This is a genomic window from Micromonospora krabiensis (genome assembly GCF_900091425.1).
In the GTDB taxonomy this organism is placed as follows: domain Bacteria; phylum Actinomycetota; class Actinomycetes; order Mycobacteriales; family Micromonosporaceae; genus Micromonospora; species Micromonospora krabiensis.
In genome coordinates this window covers 193,279-214,008 of record NZ_LT598496.1, presented here as the reverse complement: position 1 = coordinate 214,008, position 20,730 = coordinate 193,279, and the positions used below count along the sequence as shown (strand labels likewise).

The window sequence follows — 20,730 nt, the reverse complement described above, 5'->3', positions numbered from 1 at the left end:
TCCTGCTGCAGTCCCGACGAACAGTGCCGCTCCTGCTGGTGCTCATCGTCGCCGCATTGGCATCCCGCGAACTCGGAGGCCAGCGCCTGCTCGTCGGTACCACCGAGCCGATCCCACTGCCATGGGCAGCCGTCCTGCCCGTGATCACCGCCTACCTCTCCACGGTGGCCGCGACATCGGCACTGCCGCTACAAGAGCACCTCAGCGTCCGCCGCGTCGACCTCTACGATCTTCTGTACCTCGCTACGGCCGCAGTGATCAGCGTCGGACTCATCGTGTGGGCAGCTCAGCCACTCATCGGTACGATCACGGAGCTAGGCGCGACCCGCAACTACCTCGGGCTGCTCGGTTACTCTCTGCTGGGAGCGACCGCCCTACGCCCTAGCATGGGCTGGACCGTACCCACCACAGTGCTCACCATCGGCCTCGTCGTCGCCGGCACAGGCATGCACCTCCCGCCGCTGGACTGGCCAGCCCGCCACGACACCGACCCCACCTCATGGGCAATCAGCATCGCAATCCTCTTCGCAGGAGTAGCCGCGTTCCTCCACCCTACCCAGCGCCGTGCAATCGCCCTGCAGTCAGCGCGCACAGAACCCGACTAAACTAAGATAAGGGAACTCCGGCTCAGCTGCCTCGCCGGTCCGCCCCAAGTGACCACTCCGCCCCGCAGAATGAAGCGTCGGTCAGTGACCTGGTTGCACCGCTGGGGTTGTCCCAGCCGACTGTGAACCAGCATCTGAGGATCCTCACCGAAGCCGGTGTGCTCGAGCGGGAGAAGCGCGGCGTCTGGGTGTATTACCGGCTGGTTCCGTCCGCGATCACAGCGGTGGCCGACCTGTTTACCCCGCCTCGCAAGCGGGCGACGAAGAGGGCTTGGTGAGCTGGAGCGCGACGGACGTCGCGACGGGGGTGTCTCTCGATGCCACCCTCAGCATCGGCGAGTGGTGGTGTCCCCGTCCGCTCGGGTGACGGCGAGTGAAAGCACCGGAAGGGCGAAGACGGCACGGTTAGCGTGGCCGATGGCGAGGGGCGCGGCGCGGTGGGCACCACCCCAGCCCTGGCACGGGGTAGGCAAGCCGGAAACCGCCGTAGTCGATCGCCAGGGACCGGCTGCGGCGCCGACGCGCCGGCGACGGGCGACGATCCTGCCGGTGGTACTGCCCGCGCCGCGCTCTCGTGGTCGGCACCGTCCCGTGCGGTGGCGGACCTGCTGCCCTACCACCGCACGGCCGATGGCTGCTTACCTGGCTTCCAGGCCGTCCGTCGGTTCGCGACGTCCGAGCAGGCGTACGGTGGTGCTGAGTTTGATCGGTTTGTCGTCGGGGCCTTTCAGGAAGGGCTCGATGATCACTTTCTTGCGGAGGCGGCGGCCCGGCCCGTACGCCTGGTTGCGTTCGTGCCCGGAGACCCAGTAGCGGTAGGCGGGCGCGGCGCGGGTGGGCTCTGCCCCACCGCGTGGCGGGGTGGCCGAGACGGCGGGTGGTGTGATCCGCACCAGGCGGACGTCGGGTGCGCGGCCGTGGCGCCGCTGGTGGGCCTTGGTGACGGCTTTGGGTAGGGCGGCGGGGGCGGCTTCGGCCATCTGCTGGTTCATCAGCAGCCAGCAGGTGATCAGCGGGCCGAGGGGGTGGTCGCCGTCGACGGCTGTGTCGCGGGCGACGTGTTCGCTGTGGATGGGTACGAGCCAGCCGATGTCGTGGCGCAGTGCGGGCATCAGATCCTCGGGCAGGCCGCCGCCGATGCTGCGGTAGCAGATCATGTGCCAGCCGTGCGCCTGTGGCGTCCAGGAGATGGCGGTGGTGAGCCCACCGGCGCCGACGGGTTGGGGCCAGGCGACGATCCCGCTCAGGGAGGGGGCGATGCGGTCGGTGACCGGCGCGGGTGGCTGGTCTCGGGTGACGGCGGTGGTGAGGTCGGTGAACTCCTGGTTGACCCAGTAGAGCGGGGCGCGGTCGAGGTCGTCGGCGAGGGCGCGTCGGGTGTCCGGGGCGTACAGGGGTGCGGGTAGGTCGGCCGGTCCGCGTAGCAGTCCGGTGAGTCGGTCGCGGATTTTCGGCAGCATGTCCGGGCTGAGTTTCGCCGGTGGCCAGTCGGTGGTGGTGAGCAGGCGCCGGCTGTCGCGGGTGAGGATGATCGCCCGGTGCACCATGGCCAGGATGGCGTAGCGGGGGTCGGTGGGGTGCCATCGCATGTGGGCGGCGCTGGTGGCGGTGAGGCCGTCGGGGTCGTCGGCTTCGATGTGCTGGGCGCAGCGCAGGCAGACGTGCCAGCGGGTGGTGTAGGTCTGGATGATGTCGCGGCTGCCGCCGAAGCCTTGGGCTTCGAGTTCGGCGGTGCGGTAGCACCAGACGGGTCGGTGTGCGCTGCAGATGTGGCAGCGGTCGTAGACGTCGCCAAGGAGGCTGGCGGCGACGGGCACGGGCTGGTGGCGTCCGTCTTCGCTGACCGGGTGCCGGTAGGTGACGTGGTCGCCGTCGTGTTCTTCGGTGAGGCCGTAGCCGCAGGTGGCGCAGGCGATGAGGGTTGCCAGGTTCACGCGTCCCCCTCCCCCGGGCTTCGGTGCAGGTCGCGGACGCGGGGGCCGTGGCGGAGCCGGCTGGCCGGCATGCTCATGCCGGGGGTGTAGTGGACGTGTCGGTTTCCGCCGTGGCGTTTGGCGTGGTACATGGCGATGTCGGCACGGTGCAGGGCGACGTCGTCGAGGGCGTCGGTGCTGTCGACGACGGCGACGCCGACGCTGGCGGTGGGGTCGACTTTGACGATGTCGCCGCCTGCGGTCAGGTGCACCGGTTGGGCGATGAGGACGACGAACGCCTCGGCGACGCGGGCGGGGTCGCTGCCGTGTGCCGGCAGCAGGGCGGCGTACTCGTCGCCGGACAGGCGTGCGGCGGTGCCGCCGTGGAGGGTGGCGACCTGGTCGATGCGGTCGCCGACTTCGGTGAGCAGGTCGTCGCCGGTGTCGTGGCCGTGGGTGTCGTTGATGGTTTTGAACTCGTCGAGGTCGATGAGCAGGACGAGGATCGGCTGTGGGGTGCGGGCGAGGGCGGTGTGGGTGGCGAGCAGGCCGGCGCGGTTGAGCAGTCCGGTGAGGGGGTCGTGGGTGAGTTTCCAGGCGGCGTCGGCGAGCGCGGCGCGGGCGCGGCGTAGTGCGCTGGTCAGGTAGAGGCTGCAGAGGCCGAGCGCGAGGGCTGCGGCGGTGCTGGCGATCACGGCCGGTGTGGTGAACACTGGGTCCCTCCATTCAGGGGAGAACCCGGGACGCACCGTTTGGTAGGCGATGGCGTCCCGGGTCCTGGATACGACGACGGCCCGCCGATGGCGGGCCGTTTCTGGTGCCGCCGGTGGGCCGGCGGAAGGTGCGGTCTGCGGGTCAGCGCCGCCCGGGTGGTGCCGGTGGTGTTGCGTGTCGCGGCGAGGGCGGGTGGGCGGCCTGGTCGGCGCGCAGCTGGGCGGCCAGGTCGGGTGGGATGTCGGCGTAGGGTTCGACGGCTGCCAGGACCTCGGTCGGGTCGAGGACCGCCGTGTGGTGGCCGAGCCGGACCGTGTCGGGTTCGGTGTCCGGGTCGGTGGCCGGGTCCCAGGCGAAGTCGATGACGGTGGCGAAGTACGAGCGGTGCGGGTTCCAGCCGACCTGGATGGTGTACCGGTCGAAGCCGGGCTTGGGCGCGAGGGTGTGGAGGCTCACCGGGTCGCTCCCCGACGGCGGGAACGTTCCTCGGCCGCTTCGATGATCTTGTCGCGTCGGGCGGCGGGCAGGCCGGCGAGCAGCTCGACGTAGTGCTGTTCCTGCGCGGTGAGCGGTTCGGCAAACGCCGCCTTGTACTCCAGCCGCGCCGCCTCGTGGGCGGCTTCGATCGGGCCGCTGTGGTCGTAGGCGGAGGTGGCCTGTCGGAGTTGCTCGGCGGCGACGAGGGGGTCGCGCGACAGGGTGGTGTCGTAGAGGCGGAAACTTGCCGGCAGGTCGGCGGCGCCGACCGCGGCGATGAGGCACAGGTCGGCCTGCACCTGGTAGGCGTACGTCTCGCTGCGGGTGGGGGTTTCGCCGCGGGCGCGCACGGCGGCGCGTTCGGCGTGACACCGCAGTCGGGCTTCCTGGGCGTGGCGGGCGAGGGTCAGCAGCATGCTGCGGATGGGATCCATGCGGGTTCTCCAGATCGCTGGCGGTCAGGGGTTGGTGTGGCCCTCGGGGGTCCGGTCGAACGCCGAGGGTGGGAGTCCGGCGTGCAGGGCCCGCAGCAGCAGGTCGGCCAGCGGGTAGGTGGGGTCGACCTGCAGGGCGCGTTCGGCGGCCATGACGGCCAGGGCGCCGTCGCCGCAGCGCCACGCGGTGACAGCCAGCAGGGTGGCCGGTGCGGGCACGAGCGGTTCGTGGGCGCGGCGGGTGAGCTCGGCCCAGAACGTGACGTGCGGATCGTGGGGTTGGGTTAGGTCGACGGCGAGGTCCCGCACGGAGGTTCGCGTCAGCAGCACGGTGAGCCAGGCCAGCTCGTCGTCGGTGAGCCGCCGGTCGGGTTGCCGCAGGGCGTCGCGCAGCACGTGCGCGCCGGCCGTGTCCACCGCGGCGCCACCGGCGGCGGTCAGGGTCGTGAGCCGGACGAGCGCCCGGTCGGTGGCGTGGTGAATGGCGTCGCGGGCGGCGCCGGTGACGGGGGCGAAGCGGGCGGCGACGGCTGCCCGGTCGGGCAGCGCGACGAGCCCGGCGGCGGTGGCCTGCACGGCGAGCAGCGACGCCGTCGGGTCGAACGGGGTTCCCCGCGGCGGGCAGCAGGTCGGGTCGGCGCAGGAGAGGTTGACCACCCGGTCGTCGGTGACCCGCAGGAGGGCGCGGACGGTCAGCTCGCCGGCGGTGAACACCTCACCGACGGCGCGCAGCGCCGCGTCGACGTGTGCGGGGGTGCCGTAGCCGATGGTCACGACGTCGGTGATGGGCTGCTGGCGCCGCACGATGGGGAGCATGTGGGCGGCGAGGTCGAGGACGTCGCGGGTGGGAGCGTCGGGGGTGGGCAGGTCGCCGCGGGCGGCGAAGACGACCCGGTGGTCCCTGGTGGCGAGCACGACGATGCTGCCCTCGGCGGGTCGGAACCCGAGCAGGTACGGCACCACGGCGACCAGGTCGGCGGGGGAACGCACGGTCATGGTGTTGTCGGGGAACGTCATGGTGATCTCCCATGCAGGTTGTGGGTGGGGCGAGAGGATTGGGGCGCCGGTGATCCGTGCACGGCCGCTGCGGCGGGCCCGCCGGCCGTCGGCTCGGCGGGCGCGGGTTCAGTCGCGGTCCGGATCCAGGTACAGGTCGACGCCGACGCCGTTGACGTGGACGGTGACCGTGGTGAGCCGGTGGCCGCTGCCGCGCAGCGCGCGGGCCAGGTTGACGCGGGCGTGCGCCTCGGCGATGGTGGCGGCGCTGCTGCAGGTGGGGTGGCCGCGCAGCCACATCTCGTACTCGTGTCGCCACGCAATCCGCCAGCGGCCTTCCTCGACGGTGGCGTGCTCGGGGATCGGCCCGCCGTCGGCGGTCCACGGCCGGGCGTCGTCCGGCCAGTCGGTGGTGACCGCCCGCATCAGCTGCCGCGCACGGTCGTGGGCGTCCTGGGCGGTGCCGTCGCCGCCGGGCACCGTCAGCTCGACGGTGACGGTGACGTGGTGGGCGCGGGGCAGCGCGTCGAGCCCGAGCTCGACGAGGAACCGCTCGACCCGCTGCGCCGTGTGCTGGTAGCTGCCGCTGATCTCGTCGTCGACCAGGGCGCGGATCGCCCGGGTGCGGATGGCGCGCCGCAGGCCGGTCAGCGCGGTGACGGCCGTGTCGCGGGTGGCTGTTGCTGCGGCGAGGTCGTCGGCGGGTGAGGCCAGTTCGGCCGCCGACAGCGCGGGTGTGGGGATCCCCTCTGCTGGCGCGTCGTCGGGGTCGACGTCGTGCCAGGTCAGTCCGGTCAGGGTGATTCCGGCGGCGGCCAGGGCCGGCAGGTGTGCCTGCACGGCGGTGCGGGCGGCCTCGAGCGCGTCGCTTCCCCTGGTCGCCGTGACCCAGGTGTGCAGCGCGACCTGCACGGTGATGAGGTACCGCCGCTGGCCCGGTTGCCCGGCCCCGTCCAGGACCGGCGCCACGTCGATCACACGCTGCGGGTAGACGGCCACCGTCGGCGCCAGCCCGCGTAGCTCGTCCGGTACGCCGAAGCGTGCCTGCGCGCGGGCTTCGTCGTCGTCGGCGTGTGCGCGCGGGAACGACAGCCGGGCGTCGGCGCGGATGGTCCACTGCTGCGGCGGAGGTTCCAACCCCCAGCCGGTGAGGGCGTCCTCGCAGCCGGGTCGACAGATCAGCCCCTCGTGTAGGGCGGCGATCAGCGCGCAGCGGGCGGCGACGGCCAGTCCCTGCCGCTGTTGCACGGCGGCGACGGTCTCGACGTGCAGGGCGCGTAGTTGGTCGGTCTGGCTGGTGCCGGTCATCGCGGCGCCACCGCAGCGCCGGCGGTACGTGCGTCGGCTGCGTCGACGAGGAGTCCACGGCTGTCGAGGCCGGCCGGGGTGCGGTGATCCGCGAGGCGGCGGCCGCCGCCGGTCAGATCGATGGTGGGGTGAGACATAGGTCCTCCCAGAAGGCACGAAAAGGCGGCGGCCACCGGGTGGTGGTCGCCGCATGGGAACAGGGGTTGGCGCCCACGGCAGTCGGCGAGCGAGAGGTGGGTGCGGGGTGGGCGCTGAGGGTGTGAGGCGGGGCGAGCGTCGGCCGACCAGGGGTGGTGGGCGCGATGACGTCGCGGACGCGTCGATTCAGCGCGGAAGGAGAAAGAAGAGGCTTCAGGCTAGCGGCGTCGCGGTGGCCGCGGTGATGGCTGTCAGCTCCCGGAATCTGGCAGACCCTGACAGCCCATCGACGGCAGTGTCGCTGGCAGAGCGCATGGGGTGGGCGGCTGGCCGAGCCGGCTCACGGGCAGGTGAGGCAGGGGTGGCGTCGCGAGGAGTCGTGGTCGCTCGCGGATGACCGTGTAGAGGGTCAGGCCGGCCAGCCGCTTGTGGGCTGGGCGTAGGGGGGTGATGAACAGCGGCGCGGCGGCGATCAGCGTGGTGTGGCGGTGCCGGCCGGTGCGGGAGCGGCCTTCGACGTGGTCCGAGTCGAGGTCCCTCTGCGACTCCCGGTGGTCGTGTTCGATGCGTCAGCGGATCGTGCCGCGGCGGACCAGGTCGGTGTGGCTGGTCGCCTCGGGCAGGCTCGACAGCCAGTACGTGACCGGATCGGTGTCGTTGTCGGGCCGTGGGGTGACCAGCTACCGCTGCGCTTTCATGCCGTCCTGGCCCGTTGCGTGACGACGATGCAGCAGAGGACAACGGCCGCGCTCAGCGGCACCATGACGCTGAGGTGCTCGCCCAGCAGCAGAACCGCCCACACCAGGGTCAGCAGCGGCTGGGCGAGTTGGAGCTGGCTCGCGCGCGCTACGCCGATGAGTCCCATGCCGCGATACCAGAGAACGAACCCGCCGACCTGCGAGATGGCCGCGATGTACGCCATACCCCCGATGGTCTCGGCCGTCAGGTGCACCGGCTCGTGCGCAAGGGCGAGCACGCACACGGCGAGGCTGACCGGCGCCGCGAGGACGACGCCCCACGCGATGACCTGCCAGCCGGGCATGTGCGCGGCGAGCCGTCCGCCTTCGGCGTAGCCGGCGGCGCAGACCAGCAACGCACCGAACAGGTAGAGATCGGCGATCGTGGGCCGGCCATGGTTCTGCGCGATGCTGAACGCGATGACCGTGGCCGCGCCGATCGACGCCGCCGCCCAGAACAGCATCGACGGGCGGCGCCCGGTGCGCAGTGCGGAGATCGTCGCCGTGGCCATGGGCAGCGCGCCGATGACAACGGCCGAGTGGGCCGTGGTCGACGTCTGCAAAGCGAACGTGGTGAGCAGCGGAAATCCGATCACACAGCCGGCTGCCACCACGGCGAGGGCTGGCCAGTCGCCGGCGGCCGGCACCGGCGCGCGGGTGGCGAGGAGAGCGGTGAGCGCGATGACCGCGGCGAGGACACCGCGAACCCCCGTGGCACTCCACGGCCCGAACCCATCGAGCGCCCAGTGCGTCGCCGGGAAGCTGAACGAGAAGCTCAGCACGCCGAGCGCGGCGAACACCGTCCCGCTCGCGAGTGGTGATATATCCACACCAGAGCGATAGCGCTATTCTCTGTACTCATGTCAGACAGTAGCAGTTCCCGTCTCCTGGCTGAGTCGATCGCCCAGGAGATAGCGCTACTGCCGGAGGGCACCCGCATCGCCACCCACCGCGAGCTGGTGCGGCGCTTCGCCGCGAGCGGCACCACCGTCTCCGCGGCGCTGGCGCTACTCGCCCAGCGCGGACTCATCGCAGCCCGCCCCGGCGCCGGGACGTACCGCACGGCGGCCCGCCCGGTAGCCCGCGCCGGGGACACGTCCTGGCAGGAGGCGGCCCTCGACCCGGCCGGGGCGGAAGCAGCGTCGCTCGGCGCCCTGCGTGACTTCCAGGCGCCCGCGCTGCTGCAGACGCTGTCGACGTCCGGGCCGGACATCGTCGACCTCAACGGCGGCTACCTGCATCCCGGACTCCAGCCGCTGCGCACCCTGGCCACCGCGATGGCACGCGCGGCCAGACGCACCGAGGCGTGGGACCGCCCGCCCGCCGGCGGGCTACCCGAGCTGCGCGACTGGTTCGCCGCCGACATCGGCGGCGGCCTCGGTCGCCATGACATCCTGGTGTGCGCGGCGGGGCAGAGTGCGCTGGCCATCGCGCTGCGCGCGCTCGCTCAGCCGGGAGATCCGGTCCTGCTGGAGTCGCCGACCTACCCGGGCGCCATTGCCGCCAGCCATGCGGCGGGCCTGCGCCCGGTTCCGGTCCCCATGGACGCCGACGGTCTGCGCTCGGATCATCTCGACCGGGCCCTCGCGCGTACCCGGGCGCGCGTCATCATCGTCCAGCCGCTGTTCCAGAACCCCACCGGCGCGAGCGTCTCGGCGGCGCGGCAGGAGGAGATCCGGGCCATCGCCCGCCGCCACGGCGCCTTCGTCATCGAGGACGACTTTGCCCGGCACATGGCGCATGCCGACGCCTCCGCCGCGCCGCCGCCGATGGTCGCCGACGACCCGGACGGCAGTGTCGTCCACATCAGATCGCTGACCAAGGTGACCTCGCCGAACCTGCGCGTCGCCGCGATCGCGGCCCGCGGCCCCGTCCTGGCCCGACTGCGATCCGCCCACGTCATCGACACGCTGTTCGTACCCGCTCCGCTGCAGCTGACCGCGCTGGAGGTGGTGACCGCCCCTGGCTGGAGACGGGCCCTCACAGCGCTCAGCGTCGCCCTGGCGCACCGTCGCGAGGTGGCCACCGAAGCTGTCCTGGCGGCCTTCGGCGACCACGCTCTCGCCCTGCGCCCGCGCGGCGGTTACCACCTGTGGGTGTCGCTTCCGGCGCACCTCGACGAGCATCAACTGGTTCCCGCCGCTCTCGCCACGGGCGTCGCCATCACGCCCGGCACGAACTACTCCGTCACCGGCGACAGCCTTCGGCATGTCCGGCTCAGCTATGTCGCGGCACCGTCGGCCTCGGACGTCGACGACGCCATCCGCCGGCTCGCACCGCTGCTCATCGAGCGCTGATCCCCAGCCACCCGGCGATGGATGCGCGGGGCGCGTGCGCCCAGTGGTCGGGGAACGCCACGTCCAGCGACCGCGCCCACAAGTCCGGTTCTCACCCGTTGGGCGCGCCGTCGAAGCCGCGGATCACATCGACCCGGGCATCGGTGGTCCCGCCCGAACTGCGCTGCCGGCCGTCAGCAACGCCGCCGATGCCACGGTGCTGGTGAGGCTCCACCCACCACCGGATGTCATGCGGAGGTCCAAGCCGTGGATTGCGGTGCCGGGTTACTCGGGTTTGACCGGCAGAAGGCCGCGTTCGCCGAAGACCTTCTTCGCGACGAAGGTGGCGTTGACGGCCTTGGGCATACCGCAGTAGACGGCGGAGTGCAGCAACGCCTCGACGACCTCATCGGGAGCCAGGCCGACATTGAGGGCGGCGTTGATGTGGACTTCCAGCTGGGCCTCGCAGCCGCCGAGGGCGGTGAGCATGCCGAGGGTGACCAGTTGCCGGTCGCGCGGCGGCAGACCGGGGCGGTCATACATCTCGCCGAAGGCCCAGGCGACGACTTGGTATCCGAGTTCCGGGTTGATGTCGGCGAGGGCGTCGATGACGCGCTGACCGGCCTCGCCGTCGACGCGGCTGAGGACCTTCATGCCGTGGTCGAAGCGGTCCCGGCGAGTCTCGGCGGCGGGAGGGGTGCTCATGCAGGGGTGTCCGTTTCCGGCTGCTCGTCGAGCAGCTGTTCGTAGTGATCGATCTTGTTGTCCAGGGCCGTGGCATTGCGCTGCAGGCTGTGGATGCGCGCGGCGAGGTCGCGGCGGTGCTCACGCAGTAGGGCCAGCCGGTCGACGACGGTGGCATCGCCGACGGCCCGTAGCTGCGCGTAGTGCTGCATGCCGCTGATCGGCATCCCCGTCTCCCGCAGGCGCAGCAAGAACTCCAGCCAGGCCAGATCGGCTGCGGCATAACGCCGCTGGTTTCCGGTGGTGCGGCCGACCCGTTCGATCAGCCCCGCGCGCTCGTAGTAGCGCAGGGCGTCCGGAGAGAGCCCGGTCCGCTCCGCGACCTGGGCGATCGTGAGCGTCGGCTCCCGCTGCGGGAGAGCGTTTCCATCGGCCATGGAAGGAACGTAAAACTTGGAGCGCACTCCAGATCAAGCCATGGCCGAGTGGAACCCGTCACCCAAGCGTCAATGCGACGAACACAGTGACGGTCGAACTTCGGAGATAACGACGGGCCCTCGATGAGCCACGCCGCTACAGCACCAAGGGGCGCCCGCTGAAGCAGGCTCCACCTCCCGCCGCTCGACCGGTCAGCACCCTGGCTGCAACCGGCGCTGCTGCCGCCGGGACCACGCGACTACCTGAACGCCGCCGTCGACCCTGCGCACCGCGCCACCGTCGGACATTCCCTGTCTGGTCTGGGCACTGCACCTAGCCCACACCCTCTCGGCTGGAGACCCACCGCGCAACGCGCCATGCAACGCGTCCTCGTCCGGCTGTTCTCCGACCAGCGCGAACCGGGCCGCATCCAGGCCAGCGGTCTCGGCGCCCTAACCGCCCAGTACTTCCTCAACCTCGACCATGTCGTCGAGATCCTGGCGGCGACGGACGTCCTCGATGACGACGGGCCTGCCGCCCTGGAGGGCCTGATGGCCGCCAAGGTGACCGACCTGGCGCGCGTGATCTTGTCCGGAGGGGTGAGGGCAGCGTCAGCGGAGCCCCAGCTGGCCGGGTAGCCGGCGGATCCAGTCGCCATAACCTCGGTCCGGATCATCCGCTTCCCACCTGGTGGCGACGCGCTCAATGGCGGCGTCGAACTCCCGGCGCTCATCCGGCTCCATCTCGCCAAGGTGGTACGCAATCTCCTCGAGCGCGTTGCCGGCCGATCGGTCGTCCTGGTGCTGCTGGAGGACCGACTCGAGAGCGGCGATGCTCGCGATTAGTGCTTCCACCACCCGATCCACAACGTCCCTCCTTTCAGTAGCGGTCAGGGCACCGCTACTGTCTCGACCGGTAGCACAACGACCCGTGGCAATCCGGCTATCCCCGGGGCTGCGAGACGCCAGCAAGATTGTCCGCGATATCGAAGGCTGCCCCGCATTCGGGACAGACAAGCTGCCCGAAAAGGCGAGCCAAGCCGGTGGCCACTGCTCCTCGGCCAGCGTTGAGAGCCTCAGCATGCAGACGTTCCGCCAGCTCCGACGGTAAACCGGGGGTGATGTCGAGATCGTCGGCCAGTAGCTCCACCAGTGTTTCCTCGCTGCACTCGGGGCATCGCACGTCGATTTCGCCGTCGTTGAGGTGGTCGAGTTCTTTCCCCCAGAGCTCGTCGCCCTCCAAGCCGCGAATCGCCTGGAGGAGATAGACGAAGGCGGGATCGTTGGAGGCTTCTGACAGGCGGTCGACCGCAAGGGCGCGCAAGGCCTCGATCTCGTTGGCGTAGGTTGCGCGGTCCGCGTCAGTGGCATCCACCGCGATGAAGCCGGCCAGAGCCAACGGCGTTTCTCGCTGATCGTCGCCGAACCCAACGATCGTCGAAGCTAACCACGGCAGCAGAGCTGCGCTGGCCGGATCGCAGGTTCCCTGACGGCAGGACTGCTCCCAGACGACTTTCCAGGCCGGGGAGGCGGCGTCGGCTGCAGCCGCTCGCAGAACATCCGCAGAGATTCGCACGCGGCGGAGCGTGACACATTCCAGGATCGAGCGCACTGATCAAGCAGATCTGCGCCTCGGTTCGTGGAGGTTGGCCGTCACGATGAGTATTGAGGGACGCCGCCGCATCGACATGGCACTCAACAAGCTTCACCCAGTCGCTGATTGACCATAGGGCGACGACAGATGCGCCGCCGCCCGCCCGGCGATAGCTGCTACCGCTCAACTGAACCAAACGGTCCGATCGAAGGAAGTCGTGAGTCCTGCGTAGTGCCGAGCCTCCGCGTGGTCACTGACCGCTAAGGGACGTCTCGTAACTGGGTGAGGGCGTTGCCCCGCACCGGCCCGGTGCCTACCCGGTGAGAACAATGTTGTGGAGGTTGGCGGTGCCAGATGCGGCGTCGGCCAATGTGTGGGCGGCGCGGCGGTAGTGGCGCAGGATCTTGAAGGACTTCATCCTGGCCAGGGCGTGTTCGACTCCTGCTCGGACGGTGCGGTGTTCGACGTTGAGGGCTTGCTTCCAGGCGGGCAGGTCGCTGCCGTCGGCGGGCTTGCGGTACGGCATGATCACCTCGGGGTTGCCCCGGTAGCCGCCGTCGGCCATCACCGGCCGCCCGTCCAGCTTCTCCTGGATGCCGGAGGTGCGGTAGACGATCGTGTCGTTGCGGTTGCCGGGCTGCGGGTCGCCGACGGCGATGACCAGGCGTGTGTTGGCGTCGATGGCAACCTGCAGGTTCATCGAGTACCGGTAATTCTTGCTTCGGGCAGCCAAGCGGTGATCGCGGGTCGGGATCAGCGTCCCGTCGACGATCGCGATCTGCTCGACGGGCCGCTTACGCACCGGTGCCAGGGCCAGCAGCGGCGCGAGGGTGTCGATGACCCGGTGCGCCGCGGAGTGCGACACCCCGAACAGCGGACCGATCTGGCGCATCGTGAGATTTGTACGCCAGTAGGTGTGGCCACCAGCAACACGCGGTCGGCCAGATCAAGTGCCCACTGGCGGCCCGGCCTACCATCGGCGACCCCGTCACCGCCACGCTCGGCGACCAGCCGGACCAGCTTGCGGAACTGGGCGGGCTGCAATCCCGTGAACGGGAAGATCCACTCAGACCGGGCCGCGGTGATCACCTGCACCCAGGCATCCTGCCCGACCATCCACGCCAGATAGACGCGCGGGGCTACGAAGCGTCCCTTAGCCTCGGCGCGTGGATGACGAACTTCTTCGCCGGCTTCGGACCGAACAAGCCCGGGCGCTGCTTGATGACGCCGACCCGCACTACGCGGTAATGCTGGCCTGCGACCTGCTGGTTGCCGGCGTCAACGGCGACGCCGTGGTGGCGCTCGCGGCCGAGTCAGCGCGGACACTGCCGGCGCACGACGCGAATCGGCGCCTGGCGGCGGTCACCGACGAACTCGGGCTCCCAGAACCGGACCTGCCAACTGCGGTGGCGCTGATCGCCGCCGACACCTGCGAGAGGATCCTCGACCGCAGCATCCCCGCCGAGGTGGGAACCCACCGTCTCTACGTGGTGGGACACGAGGGCAGCCCGCTGGATGACCTGCTCCCGGCGGTCACCGCCCTGGCCGCGCATCTCGAAGACGGCCTCGGTGGACGGGCCGACGACGACCTACGAACCCGGCTCGCCGCGCTGGCCCGGACCATCTTGAGCCGCCTGCCAGCCGGAAATCCGGCTTGAGGCTGCGCTGCCCGAGGGCTTGGGCGACCGCCGACGCGCACGGCTGATGATCACCGGCAATCCGGACCGGACAGCCATCGCGTTACGAGACATCGCTTAGTACGGCAGCCGCCGTTTGAGATGTCGCTGGTGGGGCCGGTAGGCGAGGTGCGGCCACCGCGTGATCGTCTGTCTGCTGTGGACATAACTTCAGATTTGGCGGTGGCCGCGTGCCACAGCGTAAACCCTGCCCGGTGGCGGCAGGTCCTGGCCGGGGTGTGCGATGCGTTCGCGGGACGGTTCGGGCGGGTCGAGCCGCGGCGGTCGGCGGCGGCGTTTGTGACGGGGCTGCTGGCCGATATCGAGGTCAAGACGTGCTGGCAGTTGGCGGAGCAGGCCGGACACGCCCGGCCGGATGCGATGCAGAGGTTGTTGTATCGGGCGGTGTGGGACGCCGACGCCGTCCGCGACGACGTGCGGACGGTGATCGTCGACCGGTTCGGTGACCCGGACGCGGTGCTGGTCGTTGACGAGACCGGAGACCTGAAGAAGGGCGTGCACACGGTCGGGGTGCAACGCCAGTACACGGGCACCGCCGGCAGGATTGAGAACGCCCAGGTAGGGGTGTTCTGCGGCTACGCCAGCCGGCACGGGCACACGCTGATCGACCGCAGGGTCTACCTGCCGGTGTCCTGGACCGATGACCGGGACCGCTGCCAGGCCGCCGGAGTCCCCGACGGGGTCGCCTTCGCCACGAAGTCCGAGCTGGCCGCCGAGATGATCACCGGGGCCCTCGACGCCGGCGTCCCCGCCGGGTGGGCGGCCGCCGACGAGGCCTACGGCAACAGCAGCGTCTTCCGCGCCCACCTGCGCCAACACCAGCTGGGCTATGTCCTGGCCGTGTCCCGCAGCCACCTGGTGCCCCTCGACGGCGGCAAGGTCAAGATCCGCGCCGACCGCATCGCCGCCGAACTACCGGCCCCAGCGTGGCAGCGCCGCAGCGCGGGAGCCGGGTCGAAAGGGCCCCGCTTCTACGACTGGGCCTGGCTGGATGAGGTCACCACCGACGCCGACCCCGACGACGGTGGCAACCACAGCCTCCTGATCCGCCGCAACACCACCACCGGTGAGCTGGCCTTCTACCGCTGCTGGACCCCACAACCGGCCACCCTGGCCCAACTCGTGCGGGTCGCGGGCATCCGGTGGACGGTCGAGGAAAGCTTCCAAGCCGCCAAGGGTCAGGTCGGCCTCGACCAGCACCAGGTCCGCCGCTGGGACTCCTGGCACCGGTTCACCACCCTCGCCCTGGCCGCCCTCGCCGTCCTGGCGATCTGCGCCGCCGACGCCACCGACGACGAGCCTGCCGACACCGGACTGATCAAGCTCACGGTCAACGAGGTCCGCCGCCTGATCAACGCCTGCATCATCCACCCGCTCAGCAACCTCGCCCACCGTCTGCGCTGGTCACAGTGGCGGCGCCAGCATCAAGCCCGAGCCCGACAAGCCCACTACACCCGACGCCTCAACCTCGAACTCCAGCCATGATCCCGAACGGCGGCTGCCGTATTAGGGTGGTTCCGAAACCCGAGTGTCCGGGTGGCATGACATGACCAGCCCACCAGACACCCGCATTCGCCGCTTCAACACATGGGTTCGTTGGAACTTGCGGAGTTTTAGCAGCGTCGCAGGACCAGCACGTCCTCGTGCGCCACCAAGTGCACGGGAATACCGTCGTGCCTGGAGCGTCGGACGGCGAGCAGACCGAACATGTTGGCCCGGTGCACGATCTGCCCGTCACGGACGGCGGCGAGCATCGCCGCGCACCGCTGCACCGGGACCAGCCCCACCGACCGGGCGACCGCGAGGAGTTCGCCGGGCAGGTCAAGCAGATCGTCGCGCTGGCGGCGTACGGGTCGGCAGGTGATGACTGCAGTCCCACCGGGACGCAGCAGCTGGTAGCTGGCGGCGAGGATCTGCGCGAACCCGTCGAGCAGCCTCGACCATCCCCCGTAGGCCAGGTTGCCGCGTTCGCGGTCGCCGTAGACATGGTTGCGTTTACGCACCCCGGCCTTGGTCATCTGGACGAGTCCGTGGGTTGCGCGCCCGTAGGGCGGCGAAGTGAGCACGAGGCTCACCTGTCCGACCGCGGACGCGGGCATCAGATCGAGCAGCCCGGTGGCGTCGCCGGTGAGCACGGCCGCCGTGCCGGCCGCGCCCTGTGAGGCGGCCAGCGCGACGTTGGCCTCGGCCAGGGCGGTGAACCGGGGTTCGACGTCCACGCCGATGGCGTGTCGGCCCAGGTGCATGGCTTCCACGAGGGTGGTCCCGGACCCGCACATCGGGTCGAGCACCAGCTCCCCTGGCGCGGTGTAGGAGCTGATGGCGTGCGCGGCGAGGTGGGGCAGCATCTTGCCGGGGTGGGTTGATGTCTGCGGGACGTAGCGGCCTCGCCGCTGGTCGCGGGCGGGCTGCTGACAGGTCAGCCAGACCGAGGTGACCGACAGGGGTTCAGCCATCGGTGCCGCTGTTCCCGGTCGCGCTGCGGGTCATGATCAGCACGTCGGTGTGGATGTCGAACTGGGTGTGGTCGCCGCGCCGGGGCGGCCGGTGGGCGGCAACGATGTGCTGCAGGTAGCCGAGCCCGGCCTGCTTGGCGGCGATGACGACGTCGACCGGCAGCACCGGGTCGCCGTGTGGCAGCAGCACCGCTACACAGCCGCCAGGCAGCAGCGCGCCCCGGCAGGCCTCGAAGAACTCGGCCGGCGGACGGCCGTCCGCGGGCGGCCATGCGGTGACGATGAGGGTGGCCGCCTCCCGACCCCAGCCGAGCTGGCGTGCCGGGAGGTGACTGCGGCGACGGGCGACGATGATCGCGCGGGCCAACTGCGGCCCGTGCGCCAGGTCGACGACCATGTCGCCGGGGTGGGTGAGGTTGTGTACGAGGCGCACACCCATCTGGTTGGACATGGTCTCGCCCTGCTGTGGGGCGGGTACCGGCCAGACGGTGATCGGCACGGGAGGGTCGCCGGGCACCACGTCCCCCACGGGGATCGGTGCGCGGCGATGATTGGACTGGGTCATAGGCACGGTGGCCCCCAGGCCAGCGGGACGTACTGACGATCCCCAGTGCGTCGCTGTCAGGTCCGTCGAACCCGACCCCGACCTGACAGGACCGGTCCCCCGGTCGCCTGACAGCCATCCGGCGGGCGGGTGTGCGGCCGGTGCGGCGGCGAACCTGACAGCACCGGGCAAGGCCTGTTCCGGTCTGACAACCGCTGGCTGCTGTCAGGTCGGGCTGTCCCAATCGACGGTCTCGAAGCGTTCGCACACGGCGAGACGCTCCCGTCGAGGGGACATCACATGGCCACGACCACCCGTACAAGGAGCGCCGACACGGCGCTGACCACCGCTGAGGCGGCGTTCGTGCTGCTGACCTGCGAGCCGGCGCCGCTGGTGTTCGACGCACGCCCGGTACCAGGCTTGCCGGATGCGGCGATACCGCTGGGCGAGCTGCGCACGCTGCTGCTGTGCGAGCGTTACGACAGCGACACCACCGATGTGCTCTGGCGGCACTTGGCCCACCATGCTCGCGAGAAGGGACCCGCCTGGGTCGTCGGCGCGATTGGCGTGGCGCTGCCGGCGCTGACACGCCTCGCCGGGAAGATCAGCCGCGGTCATGCCCGGCACGCCGACGACGTCGACTCCGAGGTCCTCGCCGGGTTCCTCCAGGCGCTGCGCGCGGTGGATCTGGCCCCACCTCGGCTCTGGTTACGGCTGTGCTGGGCGGCGTGGCGCGCGGGCGTCGCGGTCATCAAAGCCGACGAGGGCGACGAGCTGCCGCTGGATCTGTCCACCGGGTCGCGGTCACCGCGGATGCCCTACGGGCACCCGGACCTGCTGCTCGGCCGGGCAGCCGCCGCCGGCCTGATTACCAGCGAGGCTGCCGAGTTGATCAGCGCGACTCGGTTCGGCGACACCCTCGTCGAGCAGCTGGCGGCCGAGCACGGTGTGAGCGCCTCGGTGCTGCGCATGCGTCGACGCCGGGCCGAGCGCATCGTGGCGGCCGCCGTCTCGCGAGGCGACCTGTCCTGCGCGACGCGCCGAGCCGGCCGCGAGGCCGCATGATGCCTGGCCGCACCCGCGCTGGGCGTGTCGGCTCACACTGCACGAGTCACGGCCGCCAGCACGCTCGCGGACATAGGACGCGGCGACTTCGCCAGCGGGCGCAACGGCGGCCCGCTGCCTACATGTCGCGAGCGGATTCAGCGCGGGCGGCCGGCCCACGCTGCCGCTGCCGCAAGGTTGCCGTCTCCCCTGCTGTCGCGGCCGCCGCTGTCGGCGGCGGATCAGGATGTCGGCGGTGGCCGGCGGCATCGCAACTGATCGTGGCTGACGCCAGTGGCGGCGGTCCGGCATCGCCGGGCCGCCGCCACTGTCAGGAGGAATCAGCCGCAGGAGCGGGCCGCGTAGCTCGCCTTGTACGAGGCAGACTTGGGCTCGCCGTCGACCGTCGCGGTGGCCGTCACCGTCACCTCACCCGCCGGCACGGTGGCGGTGCCGGTGGGGAACGACCGGAACTTCTCCTTACCGGGCGGCACCGACCCGAATGGCCTGCTCCCGTACGCCGACGTCGCCGAGGCCGTCACGTGGATCGCCTCGTTGTTCGCGGCCCGGACCGTCACCATCACCATCTCGCCGACGCACCGGGTGTCCGCCACGACGGACAGGTCCAGCGGCGGTACGGCCTCGAACGCCCAGGAGTCGATCTCGAAGAGGTCGTCCCCGGCCGGGCCGCGGTAGGTGAAGTAGACGTCGTGCACGCCGGTGGCGCCCTGCAGGTCGGCGGTCACCTGTGCCCATTCACCGGTCGGGGTGTCGACCGGGATGGTGCCGACCACCGGACCGCTCGCGCTGTCCAGTCGCACCTCGATGCTTCCGTCGGCGGCCAGCGCCCGCACCGTGGCCGTCACGCTGGCCGCCCCGTCGGCACCGAAGTCGACCGCCGACAGCGCCGTCCAGTCGCCCTCATCGATGTCGCGCACCACCAGGTTCGGCGCCGGGGTGCCGAACTCGGCGGAGGCGCTGTCGACCTTGCCGGTGGCAATGCCCTTACTCCAGCCCACGGTCTCGGCCTCGAACACCCGGTAGGGGTTGAAGTTGCGTACCTGGTTGACACCAGCGTAGTCGCCGACGACCTGCTGGATGGTGCCGTCCGGGTTGAAGGTCAACTCCTGGATGTGCGGGCTGCGGTAGCCCTGGGTGGTGTTGCCGTTGATGCGCTTGTTGAGCGTCGGGGCGTGGTACGTGAAGTAGAACTTGCCCTCGAACTCGAACACCGACTGGTGGTTGTTGCCGCCGGTGCCGGCACCGAAGAACTGCGACTGGTTGGGGAACAGCACGCCCGCGTAGGTCTCCTTCGGCCACGACATCGGGTTGTCGGAGATCATGTAGCCGATCTGGCCGCCGCCGGGGTAGCCGGGCACCCGCGGCTGGTTACCGCCGAAGTCATTCCCGCCGAAGTGCGAGGAGTACGACAGGTAGTACTTGCCCTCGCGCTTGAACACGTGGCCGGCCTCGAAGGCGACCGGAGCGTCGACCACGGCCGCGCGCCCCTCGGTGGCGATCATGTTCTCGCCCAGCTTGATGCTGCGGATGTTCTTCGGGTTGTTGAAGCGTTCGACCGGCGGCATGCTCGTCGACGCCGGGCCACCGCCGAAGTAGAGATACGCCTGGCCGTCGTCGTCCACAAGCGGTGCTGGGTCGAACTTCCACGCCACGTCCTCGGCACCGGGGGTGCTGCCGTTGATCAGAGTGCTGGTGCGCTCGCTGGTCCACGGGCCGAGCGGCGACTCGCCCGTTATCACGTTGCTCGAGCCGCCGCCGTTGGCGTAGTAGAGGAAGAACTTCTCCTCGCCGTTGACGACCTTCTTGGCGATGCCGGGCGCCCACGAGTTGCCGGTGAACGGTGCCACGCCGTTCGGGCCGGCCACCTGGATCTCGCCGTGGTCGGTCCAGTTCACCAGGTCGGCCGAGGAGATCACGGTGATCTGGTTGATGTCGCCGTAGTTGATGCCCGGGGAGACGCCGGTGGCCGGGTTGGGTGCGTAGCCCTGGGTGTCGTTGGTCATGTAGAGGTAGACCCGGCCGTCGTGCACGAAGCCGAACCCGTCGGCACCGAACTTGTGCCCGATGAGCGGGTTGTGCTCGCCGGGCAGCTTACCGACCACCTCGATCGTCTTCGATACGACGTATTCCTGGAGCGTCACGTCGTCGACCTTGAAGTCCATCAGGTGGGTGTCCGGCGCGGTCGACGGGTTCGCCGTCCACGGGGTCTCGACGAAGATCCGTGCGGTGCTGACGTTCTGCCCAGCGGGAATCGTGAAGGTGCCCTGGATGAGCCCCCACTGTCCGCGCGGCACGGTGACGGTGCCGAGGTTGGTGTAGGTGGAGCCGCCGTAGTGCATGGTGATGAAGAACTGCTTGGTCGCTGGGCTGTTCGCGTTCTCGTACTTCACCCGCGCCGTTACCAGGTAGGTCTTGCCGGCCTGCACCTTGCCGGAGAGGTTCTGCATCGGGCCCGATCCGGTGGTGCTCCGGTTGGTCACGAGCACCGCGCCCGTGCCGGAGTAGGCGTCCGTCGTGGTCGACAGCGTGGCGGTGTCCGAGGCATTGCCGTCGTTGGCGAACCAGCTGGCGAGCCCGTCCTCGAACCCGCCGTTCACGATGAGGTTCGGGCTGGCGGCCTGGACGGGCGCCGCCGCGACGGCGGCGGATCCCACCGCCAGGGTGAGGGCCGCTGCG

20 protein-coding genes and 2 pseudogenes are annotated in these 20,730 nt (G+C 70.5%); 7 read left to right on the top strand and 15 right to left on the bottom strand.

Going from position 1 to position 20,730, the window contains the following annotated elements; translation table 11 throughout:
- Window positions 1-23 precede the first annotated feature (23 nt).
- Both GA0070620_RS00880 and GA0070620_RS00875 read left to right on the top strand, forming a co-directional pair.
- Window positions 24-605, top strand: coding sequence for a hypothetical protein (locus GA0070620_RS00880; protein WP_091587564.1), 582 nt, complete (start codon window positions 24-26; stop codon window positions 603-605).
- A gap of 56 nt (window positions 606-661) precedes the next feature.
- Window positions 662-883: pseudogene (locus GA0070620_RS00875) on the top strand (ArsR/SmtB family transcription factor); the annotation flags it as partial.
- Between the two features lie 360 nt (window positions 884-1,243).
- Here the strand turns inward: GA0070620_RS00875 and GA0070620_RS33930 are convergent.
- From GA0070620_RS33930 to GA0070620_RS00840, 7 genes are all read right to left on the bottom strand, one after another.
- Complete coding sequence (locus GA0070620_RS33930) at window positions 1,244-2,539, bottom strand: hypothetical protein (protein WP_091587560.1); 1,296 nt, start codon at window positions 2,537-2,539, stop codon at window positions 1,244-1,246.
- Window positions 2,536-3,231, bottom strand: coding sequence for a GGDEF domain-containing protein (locus GA0070620_RS00865; protein ID WP_091587558.1), 696 nt, complete (start codon window positions 3,229-3,231; stop codon window positions 2,536-2,538). Before GA0070620_RS00865 ends, GA0070620_RS33930 begins: the two co-directional genes overlap by 4 nt.
- A gap of 142 nt (window positions 3,232-3,373) precedes the next feature.
- A complete protein-coding gene (locus GA0070620_RS00860; protein ID WP_091587555.1) occupies window positions 3,374-3,688 on the bottom strand; it encodes a hypothetical protein in 315 nt (104 codons plus the stop codon).
- Window positions 3,685-4,143, bottom strand: a complete 459-nt coding sequence (locus GA0070620_RS00855) for a hypothetical protein (RefSeq protein WP_091587552.1) — start codon at window positions 4,141-4,143, stop codon at window positions 3,685-3,687. The genes GA0070620_RS00860 and GA0070620_RS00855 overlap by 4 nt, the downstream gene beginning before the upstream one ends.
- Before the next feature lie 24 nt (window positions 4,144-4,167).
- Window positions 4,168-5,160, bottom strand: a complete 993-nt coding sequence (locus GA0070620_RS00850) for a DUF4192 domain-containing protein (RefSeq protein WP_091587550.1) — start codon at window positions 5,158-5,160, stop codon at window positions 4,168-4,170.
- A 108-nt stretch (window positions 5,161-5,268) separates the two neighbouring features.
- On the bottom strand, window positions 5,269-6,447 hold the full coding sequence (locus GA0070620_RS00845; RefSeq protein WP_091587548.1) for a hypothetical protein: 1,179 nt from the start codon (window positions 6,445-6,447) through the stop codon (window positions 5,269-5,271).
- An 832-nt stretch (window positions 6,448-7,279) separates the two neighbouring features.
- Window positions 7,280-8,122, bottom strand: coding sequence for a DMT family transporter (locus GA0070620_RS00840; RefSeq protein WP_091587545.1), 843 nt, complete (start codon window positions 8,120-8,122; stop codon window positions 7,280-7,282).
- A 60-nt stretch (window positions 8,123-8,182) separates the two neighbouring features.
- On the opposite strand from GA0070620_RS00840, the gene GA0070620_RS00835 reads away from it, so the two are divergent.
- Complete coding sequence (locus GA0070620_RS00835; protein ID WP_091587543.1) at window positions 8,183-9,619, top strand: aminotransferase-like domain-containing protein; 1,437 nt, start codon at window positions 8,183-8,185, stop codon at window positions 9,617-9,619.
- Window positions 9,620-9,883: 264 nt separating this feature from the next.
- Here GA0070620_RS00835 and GA0070620_RS00830 read toward each other — a convergent pair whose 3' ends face one another.
- Together GA0070620_RS00830 and GA0070620_RS00825 are read right to left on the bottom strand one after the other, a co-directional pair.
- On the bottom strand, window positions 9,884-10,303 hold the full coding sequence (locus GA0070620_RS00830) for a carboxymuconolactone decarboxylase family protein (RefSeq protein ID WP_091587539.1): 420 nt from the start codon (window positions 10,301-10,303) through the stop codon (window positions 9,884-9,886).
- Window positions 10,300-10,719 carry a MerR family transcriptional regulator gene (locus GA0070620_RS00825; RefSeq protein WP_091587536.1) on the bottom strand — a complete coding sequence of 140 codons (420 nt, stop codon included), beginning with the start codon at window positions 10,717-10,719 and terminating at the stop codon, window positions 10,300-10,302. The genes GA0070620_RS00830 and GA0070620_RS00825 overlap by 4 nt, the downstream gene beginning before the upstream one ends.
- Window positions 10,720-11,076: 357 nt before the next feature.
- Between GA0070620_RS00825 and GA0070620_RS00820 the strand changes: the two genes are divergently transcribed.
- Window positions 11,077-11,337, top strand: a complete 261-nt coding sequence (locus GA0070620_RS00820; RefSeq protein ID WP_091587534.1) for a hypothetical protein — start codon at window positions 11,077-11,079, stop codon at window positions 11,335-11,337.
- On the opposite strand, the gene GA0070620_RS00815 is transcribed toward GA0070620_RS00820, so the two are convergent.
- The 3 genes and pseudogenes from GA0070620_RS00815 to GA0070620_RS00805 all read right to left on the bottom strand — a co-directional run bounded on the left by GA0070620_RS00815 (window position 11,311) and on the right by GA0070620_RS00805 (window position 13,387).
- On the bottom strand, window positions 11,311-11,565 hold the full coding sequence (locus GA0070620_RS00815) for a hypothetical protein (RefSeq protein ID WP_157741486.1): 255 nt from the start codon (window positions 11,563-11,565) through the stop codon (window positions 11,311-11,313). The genes GA0070620_RS00820 and GA0070620_RS00815 overlap by 27 nt on opposite strands.
- 76 nt (window positions 11,566-11,641) lie before the next feature.
- Complete coding sequence (locus GA0070620_RS00810; RefSeq protein ID WP_157741485.1) at window positions 11,642-12,310, bottom strand: hypothetical protein; 669 nt, start codon at window positions 12,308-12,310, stop codon at window positions 11,642-11,644.
- A 295-nt stretch (window positions 12,311-12,605) separates the two neighbouring features.
- Window positions 12,606-13,387, bottom strand: a pseudogene (locus GA0070620_RS00805) (transposase family protein).
- A 71-nt stretch (window positions 13,388-13,458) separates the two neighbouring features.
- Between GA0070620_RS00805 and GA0070620_RS00800 the strand changes: the two are divergent.
- Together GA0070620_RS00800 and GA0070620_RS00795 are read left to right on the top strand one after the other, a co-directional pair.
- A complete protein-coding gene (locus GA0070620_RS00800; protein ID WP_091587527.1) occupies window positions 13,459-13,950 on the top strand; it encodes a hypothetical protein in 492 nt (163 codons plus the stop codon).
- 201 nt (window positions 13,951-14,151) lie between these two features.
- On the top strand, window positions 14,152-15,474 hold the full coding sequence (locus GA0070620_RS00795; protein WP_091587524.1) for an IS701 family transposase: 1,323 nt from the start codon (window positions 14,152-14,154) through the stop codon (window positions 15,472-15,474).
- 128 nt (window positions 15,475-15,602) lie between these two features.
- Here GA0070620_RS00795 and GA0070620_RS00790 read toward each other — a convergent pair whose 3' ends face one another.
- Window positions 15,603-16,445 carry a TRM11 family SAM-dependent methyltransferase gene (locus GA0070620_RS00790; protein ID WP_091587520.1) on the bottom strand — a complete coding sequence of 281 codons (843 nt, stop codon included), beginning with the start codon at window positions 16,443-16,445 and terminating at the stop codon, window positions 15,603-15,605.
- Window positions 16,438-16,896 (bottom strand): hypothetical protein, encoded by a 459-nt coding sequence (locus GA0070620_RS00785; protein ID WP_231922099.1) that lies wholly within the window; start codon window positions 16,894-16,896, stop codon window positions 16,438-16,440. The genes GA0070620_RS00790 and GA0070620_RS00785 overlap by 8 nt, the downstream gene beginning before the upstream one ends.
- Window positions 16,897-17,289: 393 nt before the next feature.
- Here GA0070620_RS00785 and GA0070620_RS00780 point away from each other — a divergent pair, with 393 nt between their 5' ends.
- Window positions 17,290-18,054: a hypothetical protein gene (locus GA0070620_RS00780; protein WP_091587517.1), complete on the top strand. Its 765-nt coding sequence runs from the start codon at window positions 17,290-17,292 to the stop codon at window positions 18,052-18,054.
- A 320-nt stretch (window positions 18,055-18,374) separates the two neighbouring features.
- Here the strand turns inward: GA0070620_RS00780 and GA0070620_RS00775 are convergent, their stop codons facing one another.
- Window positions 18,375-20,708, bottom strand: a complete 2,334-nt coding sequence (locus GA0070620_RS00775) for a family 43 glycosylhydrolase (RefSeq protein ID WP_231922098.1) — start codon at window positions 20,706-20,708, stop codon at window positions 18,375-18,377.
- Between the last annotated feature and the right edge of the window lie 22 nt (window positions 20,709-20,730).

Excerpts from the sequence above, each read along its gene's own strand:
- GA0070620_RS00855 (WP_091587552.1), bottom strand. The coding sequence starts at position 4,143 with ATGGATCCCATCCGCAGCATGCTGCTGACCCTCGCCCGCCACGCCCAG.
- GA0070620_RS00850 (WP_091587550.1), bottom strand. The coding sequence starts at position 5,160 with ATGACGTTCCCCGACAACACCATGACCGTGCGTTCCCCCGCCGACCTG.
- GA0070620_RS00845 (WP_091587548.1), bottom strand. The coding sequence starts at position 6,447 with ATGACCGGCACCAGCCAGACCGACCAACTACGCGCCCTGCACGTCGAG.
- GA0070620_RS00835 (WP_091587543.1), top strand. The coding sequence starts at position 8,183 with ATGTCAGACAGTAGCAGTTCCCGTCTCCTGGCTGAGTCGATCGCCCAG.
- GA0070620_RS00830 (WP_091587539.1), bottom strand. The coding sequence starts at position 10,303 with ATGAGCACCCCTCCCGCCGCCGAGACTCGCCGGGACCGCTTCGACCAC.
- GA0070620_RS00825 (WP_091587536.1), bottom strand. The coding sequence starts at position 10,719 with ATGGCCGATGGAAACGCTCTCCCGCAGCGGGAGCCGACGCTCACGATC.
- GA0070620_RS00820 (WP_091587534.1), top strand. The coding sequence starts at position 11,077 with ATGCAACGCGTCCTCGTCCGGCTGTTCTCCGACCAGCGCGAACCGGGC.
- GA0070620_RS00790 (WP_091587520.1), bottom strand. The coding sequence starts at position 16,445 with ATGGCTGAACCCCTGTCGGTCACCTCGGTCTGGCTGACCTGTCAGCAG.
- GA0070620_RS00785 (WP_231922099.1), bottom strand. The coding sequence starts at position 16,896 with ATGTCCAACCAGATGGGTGTGCGCCTCGTACACAACCTCACCCACCCC.
- GA0070620_RS00780 (WP_091587517.1), top strand. The coding sequence starts at position 17,290 with ATGGCCACGACCACCCGTACAAGGAGCGCCGACACGGCGCTGACCACC.